The 12565-nt window shown below is 64.8% G+C and carries 10 protein-coding genes; 7 read left to right on the top strand and 3 right to left on the bottom strand.

Translation table 11 applies throughout. The features are described from left to right. The 4 genes from FJY73_12270 to FJY73_12255 form a co-directional block, all read left to right on the top strand. On the top strand, positions 1-258 hold a 258-nt coding region (locus FJY73_12270; protein ID MBM3321442.1), incomplete at its 5' end, for an ADP-ribosylglycohydrolase family protein. Positions 259-440: 182 nt separating this feature from the next. Beyond that, positions 441-908 (top strand): SocA family protein, encoded by a 468-nt coding sequence (locus tag FJY73_12265; protein MBM3321441.1) that lies wholly within the window; start codon positions 441-443, stop codon positions 906-908. After that, positions 909-1289, top strand: coding sequence for a hypothetical protein (locus FJY73_12260; protein MBM3321440.1), 381 nt, complete (start codon positions 909-911; stop codon positions 1287-1289). Positions 1290-1322: 33 nt separating this feature from the next. Further along, positions 1323-2687 carry a hypothetical protein gene (locus FJY73_12255; protein MBM3321439.1) on the top strand — a complete coding sequence of 455 codons (1365 nt, stop codon included), beginning with the start codon at positions 1323-1325 and terminating at the stop codon, positions 2685-2687. Positions 2688-2817: 130 nt separating this feature from the next. Here the strand turns inward: FJY73_12255 and FJY73_12250 are convergent, their stop codons facing one another. Both FJY73_12250 and FJY73_12245 read right to left on the bottom strand, forming a co-directional pair. Beyond that, positions 2818-4407: an MFS transporter gene (locus tag FJY73_12250; GenBank protein MBM3321438.1), complete on the bottom strand. Its 1590-nt coding sequence runs from the start codon at positions 4405-4407 to the stop codon at positions 2818-2820. A 54-nt stretch (positions 4408-4461) separates the two neighbouring features. Then, the gene (locus tag FJY73_12245; GenBank protein ID MBM3321437.1) at positions 4462-5256 is read right to left on the bottom strand and encodes a DUF4230 domain-containing protein; all 795 of its coding nucleotides are present in this window, start codon (positions 5254-5256) and stop codon (positions 4462-4464) included. A 66-nt stretch (positions 5257-5322) separates the two neighbouring features. Between FJY73_12245 and FJY73_12240 the strand changes: the two genes are divergently transcribed. Both FJY73_12240 and FJY73_12235 read left to right on the top strand, forming a co-directional pair. Then, complete coding sequence (locus FJY73_12240) at positions 5323-7095, top strand: glycosyltransferase family 39 protein (GenBank protein ID MBM3321436.1); 1773 nt, start codon at positions 5323-5325, stop codon at positions 7093-7095. A 61-nt stretch (positions 7096-7156) separates the two neighbouring features. Further along, positions 7157-9127 carry a cytochrome b/b6 domain-containing protein gene (locus FJY73_12235; GenBank protein ID MBM3321435.1) on the top strand — a complete coding sequence of 657 codons (1971 nt, stop codon included), beginning with the start codon at positions 7157-7159 and terminating at the stop codon, positions 9125-9127. 64 nt (positions 9128-9191) lie between these two features. Here the strand turns inward: FJY73_12235 and FJY73_12230 are convergent, their stop codons facing one another. Continuing rightward, positions 9192-10943, bottom strand: coding sequence for a hypothetical protein (locus FJY73_12230; GenBank protein MBM3321434.1), 1752 nt, complete (start codon positions 10941-10943; stop codon positions 9192-9194). Positions 10944-11035: 92 nt separating this feature from the next. On the opposite strand from FJY73_12230, the gene FJY73_12225 reads away from it, so the two are divergent. Beyond that, the coding region (locus tag FJY73_12225; protein ID MBM3321433.1) for a transglycosylase domain-containing protein at positions 11036-12565 on the top strand (1530 nt) is incomplete at its 3' end.

The following is a 12565-nucleotide window of genomic DNA, read 5'->3' as shown; positions in this document are numbered from 1 at the left end:
GACGCCGCGAGCGCCGAGGAGGGGATCATCGACGCCGCGATGCGCGGCGGCGACACCGACACGAACGCCGCGATCGCGGGAGCGCTTCTTGGCGCGGTGCACGGTCGCGAGTCGATTCCCGCGCGCTGGACCGATCGTGTTCTCGCGTGCCGTCCCGCGACGGGCGATCCGCGCGTCCGTCATCCGCGCCCCGCGCGGTACTGGCCCGCCGATGCGCTCGAGCTTGCGAGGATGCTGGTGGAGTCGCCTGAGGCGTGAGGAGCGCCCTGGAGCATGGTCCGCCGGCCCGCCTGGACATCGGTGACGTTTCGGTCGATACTGGAAGCGAGGGGAGCAAGGCCCCGGACGAGGGTTCCGGCATGCGACTGAAATACCGCGAAGACAAAGCGACCCAGGCAGCTGCGAAACTTCTCGATCTGAACGGCGGCAGGATGAGCCACATGAAGCTCATCAAGCTGCTCTACCTCGCGGACCGGAGAGCCCTCCTCCAGTGGGGACGCCCGATCACGTTCGACTGGTATGTATCGATGCCCCACGGGCCCGTGTTGAGCTTCACGCTCGATAAGATCAATGCAGACCGCGACCCATCCGACCCGTCCTACTGGCATCGGCACATTTCCGAACGGCAGGGGCACGAGGTCGCTCTCTTGGCCGGTGCTCCGAAGGATCAGCTTTCCGCCGCCGAGGAACACCTGCTCGGCCAGGTGTTCGAGGAATTCGGCCGGATGGACAAGTGGCAGCTTCGCGCCTACTCGCACACCCTCCCCGAGTGGCGCGATCCGCAGGGGTCGAGCCTTCCCATTGAAATCCGGGACATCTTCCTCGCCGAGGGCCGCAGCGAATCCGAGATCGAGGAAATCGAAGAGACGCTACGGGCAGAGGCATCCGCCGAAGAGATCCTCGGGTAGATGCACGGTATTCACGCCAGCCAGAGCCTCTATCTCCGCGGGCGCGGCGAGCCGAAACCCCATCTCTGGTTCATTCTGACAAACCCGGAGGGCGATCCCCCGCAAGTCGTGGCTGTCATGCTCCAGACGGCGACCCGGTTCACGGACGAGACAGTGGTTCTCCAGCCGGGGGAACACTCCTTTGTTAGACACGCCTCCTCCGTCCACTACTCCACCGCGAAGTACTTCTCGGTTCCGGCGATCTCGCGGGCGCTGCGGACCGGGGAATGCCACTTGCGGGAAGACGTTTCCGAGAGCCTGCTCGAGAAACTGCGAGCCGGCCTCCTTGATTCTCCTTTCACCGTGAACGCCATCAAGGAGTATTGTCGCGGGCGATTCTGAGGTAGTTCTTCCATCTGGCGAAAGGCCCGTGTCGTGTCCGACGACCTTCGCAAGCGTCTGATCGAGCTCGGAGCGCCAGCCCTGGCGGACGCACTGATCCGCCTGGCGCGGGAGAGCGAGGAGGCGGGGGAATTCGTGAAGCGGATGGTCGAGACGCGGGACGAGAAGATCCGCCGGGTGCGCGCGGGGATCGCTGGACTGAAGCGGATGCGATCGTTCGTCGGGTATCGCGAATCGTTCGCCCTGGCAGGGAAGATGGAAGCGCTTCTCGAGGACATCCGATCGGCTGTGCACGATCCGATGACGGGGATCGAGCTTGTCGCCGCGTTCTACGGGACCGATGCCAAAGTGCTGGAAAGCTGCGATGAGTCCGGCGGGAGCGTGGGGAATACCTACCGCGTGTTCGCCGCCGATCTCTTCGTTCACTATGCGGCCGCCTCAGGCGACAAGCGCCGGATCGCGGAACTTCTCTGGAAGCTTGCCGGAGAGGACGACTACGGGGTTCGCGAGCCGCTCGTCCCCCGTGCGGCCGAGTATCTCCCCGAAGAGCTTCTTCGCGAGCTTCTCTTTCGGGCCTGGTCGGCGGCGAAACAGGAAGAGAAGGAACCCCATGCGCGACGCTGGTACCGGATGGTGGAGTCATTCGCTCGACAGCTGAAGGATCCGGCGACATTCGAGAGAGCGCGCCTGGCCTCGTGGCCCGAGCTCGGACCGGCCGCCTGTTACGACATCGCGGAGGTCTATCTCGAATCGGGCGATGCGACGGCCGCCCTCGCTTGGATCCGGACGGTCCCGGGCGGAGAAAGGTTCGAGAACGACCGTCGAGACGAACTGCTTCTCAAGGTGCACGAGAAGACCGGCGATGTCGCGGAGCGCGAGAAGATCGCGCGGCGGATCTTCAGGCGGTATCGGTGCGCCGAAGCCCTGGACGATTTAATCGCGATCCTCGGAGAAGAAAGTCGCGCGGGTGTGATCGAAGAGGAAGCTCGCATCATTCTTGCGTCGAAGAAGCTCTCCTCTTCGGACGCGATGTTCCTCTTCGAGTGCGGGCGGGCAGACGAGGCGGATGCGTATCTCCTCGCCCTCGCCGACCAATTGGAAGGGAACGACTATCCTCGCTTGCTCCCGCTAGGGGAAGCGATGGAAATCGGCAAGCGCTTTCTCGCGGCGAGCATCATCTATCGCGCGCTGCTCGACTCGATTCTGGCGAGGGGCATCTCGAAGTACTACACGCACGGAGTCCGATATCTCCGCAAGCTCGACGCTCTCGCGCCGAAGGTGAGCGATTGGGGGCGGTTTCAGCCGCACGACGCCTACGCGACCGATCTTAGAAAGAACCACGCACGGAAGAGCGCCTTCTGGGGACGTTACGCGCCCGGGAAGACTCTCAGAAAGTAGCGCGTCCTCCCCGCCCACACGGGCGGGGATTTCGGCGCCGGGCCGCGAAACCCGATCCAAGTAACAGTGCGCAGCGTTCCGCAGCCCGGCAAGGAGAACCTCCCGGGGGCTTCGATTGCGGGAGCACCGATCACGCCTTCGTCTTGAAGTCCTTCCCGATCCAGTTCCGCGCGAGGAAGAGGAGCACGCTCGACGAGATCGCGATGCAGCCGAAGACGAACCACATGAACTCGGTGTTCTTGGGTCCGTCGGCCGGGCAGTAGCGGCCCATCATCCAGCCGGAGTAGAGAATCGGGACGAGCACTTTGGTGAGGAACCACGGGAGCTGCGCGACGCCCATGTACTCTCCCGTGCGCCCGGGCGGCGCGATCTCCGCGGCGTACTGAAGAAACCGCGGCTGCCACATCGCCTCGCCGACCGTCATGAGGAGAATGTAGGGGAAGAGCGTCCATGCGTGCGGGCCGATCGCGAGGAGAAACGCCGGCGCGGCCATGATGAACGTCCCGAGGATCATCATGCGGTAAACCTTCGCCTTCTGCGTGGCGGCCGCGATGATCGGAACCAGAATGAAGATGAGAATCGGGTTGGCGTTCGCGGCGATCTCGAAGTAGTCGCCGATCCAACCGCTGTACGCGCGGGAGATGTACTGCGGGAGGATGAGCCAGTTATACGCGAAGAGCGTCTGGACCGGCATGAGCGCGAAGATGAAGAAGAAGAACTTCGCGTCCCCGAGAGGATGGCGGGCGATCCATGTCGCGCTTCGCGCGATCACGGCGGAGACGATCCAGCCCAAGAGGAGAACGACGGCGGCGCCGTAGCCCCACGGCGCCGGGATCTCCCGCGCCACCACCGCGAGGACGAGGAGAGCGAACAGCCACATGTGACGCGGAACGCGTCTCGCCTCTCGGCCCGCGTCGGTCGCGGGCGCCGCCGGCTTCGACTCCTCCGGCTTCGCGGCCTTTTCCGCCGCCTCGATGCGCGCGCGCTCGGCCGCCGCCGTGGAGATCGCGTGCGCCACCGTCTTGCGGGAGAGGAGGATCCACGTGGAGAGGAGCGCCACGAACGTGAAGGCCGTGTAGACCCAGAACGTGCCGGGGATGCCGAGGTTCAAGTAATCCTCGTCCCGCAAGAGGAAGGCGTACGTCGGGAACCAGCCGCCCAGATTCATCAATGCATAAAGCATCGCGAACCCCATGCCGGCGGTCTTGGGCGTCGTGAACTGCTTGACGGCCGCGTACGCCGCGGGTTGGTACATCCCGTACCCGATCACCACGAGGAGAATCCCCGCCATCGTCACGAGGTGGAGAGGCGACCAGAGGCCCGCGGGCGGGAGCCCGAAAAGATTCGGCGCTCCCGAGATGAGAACGCGGCCGAAGAGCATCAGAACGAACGCCCCGAGGAGCGCGAACCGCACGCCTTTCCGGTCGGCGACGGTCCCGAGGAAGAACATCGCGATCGTGATTCCGGCGGTCAGGACCGCCACCATGTCGTGGGCGTATTCGTCCCGAAGCCCGCTCGGCTCGATGCCCGAGAAGACGAAATCCGAGAAGTGCATCGCGAGGTAGCCCAGCATCCCGAAGTAGACCATCCCTTCGAGGACGTAGGCCAAGTTGACTCCCCAGAGAGCGCGCGGTGCGTGGACGAGATCGATGAACGGCTGCACGATCTCGCGGAAGGGATTGGCGCGCGCGGCCCCCACGATCTTCTCTTTCTCGCTCATGGCTTTCCTTTCTTCTTTCTTGGCGACAGGCGTCTTTCCCCTTGTGTGCCAGGTTCACGAGTCGGCCGGGAGCGCCTTTTCGATCCGCGAGGCGTCCACCTCGGGGCGGAACTCGCGCGCCGGGGTGAAGTCGATCGCGATCTTCTCGATGCCGAAGCCCCGCGCCATCATCTCGAGGGTGCGCCGCGCCGAGGCGCGGGCGTCCTCCTGGTACTGATCGACGAGCGTGGATGCGAGCCGCGCCGCCTCCACTTTCGCCTCCGCGATCAGCCGGTTCTTGTCCTCGACCGAGAAGCCCCCGGTGAAGAAGCGCCCGATGATGTCCGGCATGAGCCAGGGAAGAAGCTCGGTCTTCCCCTCGCTGTGGAGGAGCATGTCGAGGATCTGGACGTCGTGGCTCGGCGGCGGGAGCGTGACGCGCCAGCCGGCCCGCTCGTCGCCCGACGCCGCGAACTCCGGGCTCTGGAGGTTGTAGCGGAAGTCGATCACGAACTCGAAGATCATCGTCATTTGTTTATTGCTGAAGAGCCACGTGAGGTAGCGCTTGCCGAACGCGCCGAACCAGTGGTCCGACGTCGTGATGATCTCCTTCGTGCGGATTCGATAAACGGAAAGCTCGGCGACCGCGCGCCCCCCGTGATGAACGACTGCACGACGACCGCGGGCGGCGAGGGAGCGCGGCCCCGCGCGCGGCGAATCTGCACGAAAAAAAACCCGGCCGCGAGAAGGCCGACCACGAGACCGATCAGAAATCCTTCCATCGCTCCCCCTCTCTTTCGGGGCGGGTCTATGAAACTCCCGCTTGGCATTATAGCAGCCCCAGGTGCGGTTCGGTTTCGCGGCTCTCATCAAAGCCTCAAACAGGTGCCTCTTCCTTCTTCCGGTGCTAAGATCGCCGCGCCGGGAGGAACGAGAGTGCTCGCACGCATTCGCCCGAAGCACGTCGCGTGGGCCGCGATCGCCGCCGGCGCGGTCTGGCGCGCCGCCGATCTCATGTACGGCCTCCCCTCGGCGTACATCCCCGACGAGGAGATGGTCGTGAACAGCGCGCTCGGGATGGCGGGCGAGCGTTCGCTCCGCCCGCTCCTCCTCGACTATCCGTCTCTCTATCAGTATCTCCTCCTCGTTCTCTACGGAGCGGCGTTCGCAGTGATGAAGCTCTTCGGCGCGGTTTCGTCGGCGTCGGAGTTCGGCGTCCGCTTCTACGAGGACCCGACCGTCTTCTATCTTCTCGGGCGGATCGCGAGCGCGGCGTTCGGGGTCGGCGCGATCGCTCTCGCGTGGAGGGTCGGGGCGCGGCTCTTCGGCGCGTGGGCGGGCGCCGCCGCCGCATGCGTTCTCGCCCTCTCGCCCGTCCACCAGGGACAGTCGGTCGCGGCCGTTCCGAACTCGGCGATGACCTTCGCGGGCGCGCTCGCGCTCCTCGCGATCGTGCGCGTCTTCGAGAGGGGGAGCCGGCGCGACTCCCTTCTCGCCGGTGCCGCGATCGCGCTCTCCGTTTCGTTCAAGTACAACACGGGGCTCCTCGTCCTTTCACTTGCCGCCGCGCATCTCTTGCGGCACGAGAAGCGGAATTTCAACGGGCTTCTCCTCTCGCTCGCCGTGATCCCGCCGCTCTTCCTTCTGCTGAACCCGTATTGGATCCTTGACTTCCGAAGCTATCTCGACGCGTTCCTCTTTCAGTCGTCGCACATGAAGACCGGGCATCCGGGGCATCTTCACGGGCCGCCCGTTCTCTGGTTTGCGATGCGGACCCTCGCGGAGGAGGGGATCGTCGGCGCGGCGTTTCTCGCGGGGCTCGTCGTTTCGGTCGGTCGCCTCGCTCTCTCCCGTCTTCCCCTCCGGCCCCGCGCCCGAAGCGACGCGCTTCTCCTCGCGTACGCGCTCCCGTCGTTCCTCGCGATCACGTCGCTCAGGAACCAGGGGCTCGACTACTGCATCGGGCTCTATCCGGTGTTCGCGATCCTGGCGGGGCGCGCGCTTTCCGACGGGCTCGGCGCGCTCCATGCTCTCGCAAGGCACCGCGCGCCGGCCGTTGCGGCCTGCGTGCTCCTTCTTCCGGCGCTCGTCCTTGCGGGTTCGCGGATCCGCGATGCGCACCTTTCCGACACGCGCACCCTCGCGCGCGAGTGGGTCGAGGCGAACATCCCCGGCGGAACCGCGATCGGAATCGACGGGATGATTTACAACCCGCAGTTTCTTCGGATGGATCGCTTCGAGGGGAACGCTCCGGGCGGACGATTTCTCTCCGAGGACGCGCTCGAGCGGGCGCGCGAGCGGCTCGAGGGGCGAAGAATGTATCGCATCGTTCCGCTCGCCGGCGTGGCCGACGAGCCGATCTGGCCGGACGAAACCCCGCCGGAAGTTCGCGAGCGGCACGAAAACGAACCGTGGCCCCGGCTCTTGTTCCGCCGGTATCTCTACGACGCGGACGAGCTCCTTGCGCGCGGCGCCGACTACTTCTTCACGTCGAGCTACACGCTCCACGGCGTCTACCACGCGCGCTGGTATCCGCCCGACTCGCCGGTCCACTACCTCACGCTTCGCGAGAAGCTCGGATACGAGCGCCTTCTCTCCGATCCGCGCGTCGCCCTCGTGAGGCGCTGGGAGCCCGGTTCCCGCACGCGCGGCCCCGTCCTCTCGCTCTACCGGCTGGAGAGAGAGCCTGAGCGTTTCTCGATTGACTGAGCGGCGCAGCTCCTTGATCATCAGGAACCGAGTTGCGATCCCTCGAACGAGGCGGCGAGAAATGGGCGAGTTGTCGAGGTTTCTCCCGATCGTTCTTCTTTGTCTCGCGTTCGCCTTTGCGCCTTCCTACTCCGAGCTTCCCACATCCGAAGACTGCGCGATGTGCCACGCGGCGGGGGACGAAGAGATCCCGGCCGCGAGCGATTCGATGGTCGCGCTCTCATCGCATGCGGGCTTCGGATGTCTCGACTGCCACGCGGACATCGTCGAGCTGCCGCACGAAGAAAAGCTCACCGAGGTCGCCTGCGGCGCCTGCCACGACGCCGAGGCCGCGCTCTACACGACGCACGGAAGAGGGATCTTGGGGACGACCAAGGACCTCCCCGGCTGCGCGGCGTGCCACGGATCCCACGAGATCCTCCCCTCGACAGATAATCGTTCCCCGGTCCATCCGCTCCATCTCCCCGCCACGTGCGCCCGCTGCCACGAGGACATCGATCTCGCGAAGAAACACGACATCCGACAGAAGCGCCCCGTTGAGGTTTATGAATCAAGCATTCACGGCCGCGCGACCCGGGAAGGGATCACAGTCGCCGCGACCTGTACCGATTGCCATTCGACCGGAGGAACCGCCCACCAGATCTTCGGGCCGGGGGACGCGAGCTCGAGCATCAACCACTTCAATGTTCCGCACACGTGCGGCAAGTGCCACCGGAGCATCGAGCAGGACTATTGGGAGGGGATCCACGGAAAGCTGACCGCGCGCGGCGAGACGGACACCCCGGTTTGCACCCATTGCCACGGCGAGCACGGGATTCTTTCGACGAACGATCCGCGTTCGCGCGTGAGCCCGGTTCTGGTGGCGCAGGCGACGTGCGCCCCGTGCCACGAGTCGGCGTTCTTGAACGAAAAGTACGGCATTCCCGCGGGACGCCTCGCGTCGTTTGTCGATTCATACCACGGCTTGAAGAGCAAGGCGGGCGATCCGACGGTCGCGAACTGCGCGAGCTGCCACGGCGGGCACAAGATCCTTCCGAGCACGGACCCGAACTCGTCGATTCATCCGGCGAACCTGCGCGCGACTTGCGGGGGATGCCACCCGGGCGTGAGCGAGGAGCTCGCCGCGACGAAGATCCACGAGACCGGCGTCGGCCGGAAGACCGGATGGCCGCGCTTCTTCTCGAGGATCTACATCGCGGCGATCACCCTGATCATCGGCCTCATGGTGGTTTATGTCGCCATCGACTTCCGGAAGCACTGCATCCGCCTTCTGCGGCGCCCGCAGATCCGGCGCATGGACGCGGACGCGATCTTCCAGCACAGCGTGCTCACGCTCTCCTTCACGGTTCTCGTGATCACGGGGTTTGCGCTCGTCTACTCCGAGGCGTGGATCTTCCGCAAGATCTTCGGATGGGACGGCGGGTTTCGCGTGCGCGGTCTGGTTCACCGCGCGGCGGCCGGTCTCTTCATCTTCGGATGTCTTTGGCACCTGGGCTTTCTCGCGACGCGGAACGGAAAGAAGTTCTTCGCCGACATCTTTCCGCGAAAGAAGGACTTCGAACAGTTCGGGCAGATGATCCTTCACAATCTGGGGAAACGCGAGGATGGGCCGCGCTTCGGGCGCTTCGGCTACGTCGAGAAAGCGGAGTATTGGGCGCTCGTGTGGGGCGGAGTGGTGATGGTCGTGACGGGGCTCTTCCTTTGGTTCGACAATCAGGCCGTGCGCTATCTTCCGAAGGGTTTCCTCGACGTCATGCTTGTGATCCACCACTACGAGGCGTGGCTGGCGACGCTCGCGATCGTTGTATGGCATCTGTACTCGACCGTCTTCTGCCCCCGCGCGTATCCCGGGAATCCTTCATGGATCACCGGCTCGATGCCGGCGGAGATGTACCTCCAGGAGCATCCGGAGGACGAAGCTGTGAGACATCTCGCGCGGGAGAGAGAAGAGCCGCGGTTTGAAGGGGAGGAAGCGTCGCCGGACATCGCGCGGGAAGGAGGCGTCGAGCCTGAGCGGCCGCACGCGGGGTGAGATCAATCCTTGGGCGAGCCGCGGATCTCGTTCGAAGCGAATCGACCCTCTTCGCTCTCCCTCTTCATCTTCGCCGAAGTAGGATCGCGCCTTGCTTGTTGAACTCGAGCGGCACCGTTCCATACCCGTCCACCGGGTAGTACTCGTCCTGCACCCACCGCGTGATCCGTTTCCCGTAGTCGCGCCCGAAGCCGAGCATCCGGTACTCGACCATCGGACGGTTGTGAATGAGGATGTAATCCGGTGACGATTTGGCGAGCTCGCCAAGGATCTTCTCCTCGCCGAACACGAGAATCTCGGCGGGCATGAAGTTTGGAGGCGAGAGCGGCGATCGCCGCCCGGTCGTCTGGTTGATCAGCCCTCCTTCGGGAAGAACCGCGAGCGTCGCTTCAGGAGGAACGTGCTCGAGAACGAGATCGTGCGCGAGGGCGAAGTTTCCCCGCGGGTTGCCCTCCGCGGAGACGAAGATCCGGTCTGGGCCTCGGCCGATCGGGAGGTTTTCGGCACGAAATCCGTTCCACGAGAAGATCGTCCACTTGACCATGAGCGCCGCGAGCACTCCCGCGAAGCCGGCCCGGAGCGCGCGGGCGGAATCGGGCGCGTGCAAGCGAACGACGCGCGGAAGCCGATCGAGGATCGCGACGATCAAGCAGGCGGTCGCGGGCGCGGCGAGAATGAAGCCGTACTGGTGAAATCTGGGATATAGGAGCATTTTGGCAAGGAGGAGAAGTGCGAAGAGAGAATAGGCCGCCGCGAGACGCTCTCTCGGATCGCTTGTCCTCCTCCATGCGAACAGCGACGCGAGAAAGAAGAGCGCGGTCGAGATCGGAAGGACGCGCGCGAGATCGAGCACGGGGAAAACCCATACTCCTCCCGCGAGGAAGAGGAGAAAGAAGACGGCGGGGAGAACGCGCCTTCCGCGGTCCCGCAGGATTCGGCGATGCGCTCTTCCCGCGAGAGAGAGCGCGAGGAGAGCGATCGCGAGAGCGGACGTGCTCCTTGCGATCTCGAGAAGACGGTGCGCCGGCTGATCGAACCCGAGCCCCGAGCGATAGAAATATCCGGAGACCGACGCGCGCGCGGGGAGAACGAGCGATCCGAAGACCGCCTCTGCGGCGCCGCGCGGTCCGAGCGCCGCCGTGTAGCAAACGAAGAAGATACCGGGTGCGACCGCGAGTCCCGCAAGAAGCGCGGCGGCGATTCGTCCCGACCTTCGACCCGGGGGTGCGGCGAGGAGGAAGGCGACCGCAGGAAGGCCCGCGAGGATCATCTCGTACTTGGTGAGAAGGAGCCCCCCCGCCGCGCATCCCGCGAGGAACGCCCATCCGGCTCTCTCTCTCTCTGCCGCCTCATTCGCGAGGATCATTGATGCGAGCGCAAGCAAGTAGCCGTGCACGAGCTCGTGCGAGTAGGGAGCGACGTAGTTGAAGCTCCCAACCGCGCCGATCCGCCCGAGACAGAAGACGGGAAGGGATACCAGAGTCGCCGCGGCCGCCGCGGAGCGCACCGCGATTCTCCCGAGAAGATACCGTCCGGCCGCGAGTATGAGGACGAGGACGGCGAGGTTCAGCGCGAAGAGAGTCCGAAGCGACGGCCCGGCGATCCGGAACGCCGCGCCGTTGAGATGTCCGGAGAGCGGCCCGAAGAGGTGAAGGATGTCCCTCCCGAAGAGACCTCCCTCGGAGATGCGCCGCGCGATCAGAACCTCGCGTCCGAAGTCCATCCAGGGATCCGCCCAGCGGCGCCAACCCATGAAGAGAAGGGCGGCGGCGAGCGCTGCGTAGAAGATGATCTCGACAAGCAACGGGCGGCGCAACACGCGTCTCCTCGCATCCGTTTCCGGTACCTGATACCCTATTCCGGCGGGATGAAGGGTATGAGAAATAGGGTATCAGGTACCGAGAAAACATGAAACGTCGTGTCCGCTTCGCGATCCTCGCGGTTCTCTGCATAGGCGCCGGGGCGTTCTTCCGTTGGGAGATGCGCACCTCGCGATTACAGGCGCTCGTGTTTTCACGAGTGAGCCGCGAGATCGGCTTCCAGATCGCCTCCGGCCCGAGCCCCGCGATCCGCTTTCCGGGCGCGGGTCCCTACGACGTTCGGCTCGGGTACGCGCGTATCCCCGAGATCCTCCCTTCCCTCGAATCCGCCGGATACACGATCGAGGCGCAAGCGCGCGCTTCGGAGAGATTCCTTCGCGTCGTCGATCTCGGCCTCTTTCCGATCTACCGCGAAAAGGACCGGGCGGGCCTTCTCATTCTGGATCGGGCGGGAGAACCTCTCTATTCGACGATCTATCCACAAAATGTTTATTCATCGTTCGACGAGATCCCGAAGCTCGTCGCGGACATCGTTCTCTATATCGAGAACCGAGAACTTCTCGACCCGGACACCCCGTATCGGAATCCGGCCGTCGAATGGGACCGGTTGGCGTATGCGGTCGGGCAAGCTGTCTTGCGCTTCTTCGATCCGGATCGGGAAGTTCCCGGCGGGAGCACGCTCGCGACGCAGATGGAAAAGTACCGGCATGCCACCGGCGGGTTCACCTCGTCGTTTCAGGAAAAAGCCGGGCAAATGCTGTCGGCATCGCTTCGCGCCTATCTGGACGGCGAGGAGACGATCGACGCACGGCGCGGGATCCTCCGCGCACACCTGAACTCCCTCCCGCTCGCCGCGGTCTCCGGATACGGCGAAGTGATCGGTCTCGGGGACGGGCTCTCGGCCTGGTACGGATCCCGGTTCGACGAGGTGAACAGTCTTCTCTCCTCGCGCGCCGCGGACATCGATCCCTCGGAGCGGGAGGCGTGGGGGCTCGCGTTAAAAGAAGTGGTGAGCCTGATCCTCGCGCAAAGACGCCCGACCGCCTATTTTCGGGAGAGAACCGCGCTCGAGCGATGGACCGACTCGTATCTCGTTCTCTTGGCGAACGCGGGGATCCTCGCGCCGATCGAGAAGGACCTCGCGGCGCGTGCGCGTCTCGCGTGGGCGTCCCCTTCCGCGGAGCGGCGGCGGATTCCGTTCGTCGATCGAAAGGCGGCGAACGCGATTAGGGTCCGGCTTCTCTCGCTTCTCGGAGCGAGCGATCTCTACGAGCTCGACCGTCTCGATCTCACGGTGACGAGCTCGGTGGATGCGCGCGTCCAGGACGGCGCGACGCGGCTTCTTCGCCGCCTCGAGGACCCCGAGTACATCCGCGAGGCGGGCCTGGACGCTTTTCGGCTCCTCGACCAAGGCGATCCTTCACGCATCATCTATAGCGTGACCATTTACGAGAAGGGAGAGGGGGAGAACCTCCTCCGCGTACAGGCGGATAACCTGAACCAGCCGCTCAACATCAACGAGGGGACGCAGCTCGAGCTCGGCTCCTCGGCGAAGCTCCGGACGCTGGCAACGTACCTTGAGGTCGTCGCGGAGCTCCGCGAACGCTTAACCTCCCCG

Source organism: Candidatus Eisenbacteria bacterium, assembly GCA_016867715.1.
Lineage (GTDB): Bacteria > Orphanbacterota > Orphanbacteria > Orphanbacterales > Orphanbacteraceae > VGIW01.
Note: the sequence above shows the minus strand (reverse complement) of the source record. Positions and strands in the feature narration are given on the sequence as shown.

What these genes read in the sequence shown, in the direction of transcription:
- FJY73_12265 (MBM3321441.1), top strand. Translation starts at nt 441, where the DNA reads ATGAAGCTCATCAAGCTGCTCTACCTCGCGGACCGGAGAGCCCTCCTC.
- FJY73_12260 (MBM3321440.1), top strand. Translation starts at nt 909, where the DNA reads ATGCACGGTATTCACGCCAGCCAGAGCCTCTATCTCCGCGGGCGCGGC.
- FJY73_12250 (MBM3321438.1), bottom strand. Translation starts at nt 4,407, where the DNA reads ATGAGCGAGAAAGAGAAGATCGTGGGGGCCGCGCGCGCCAATCCCTTC.
- FJY73_12245 (MBM3321437.1), bottom strand. Translation starts at nt 5,256, where the DNA reads ATGAGAGCCGCGAAACCGAACCGCACCTGGGGCTGCTATAATGCCAAG.
- FJY73_12235 (MBM3321435.1), top strand. Translation starts at nt 7,157, where the DNA reads ATGGGCGAGTTGTCGAGGTTTCTCCCGATCGTTCTTCTTTGTCTCGCG.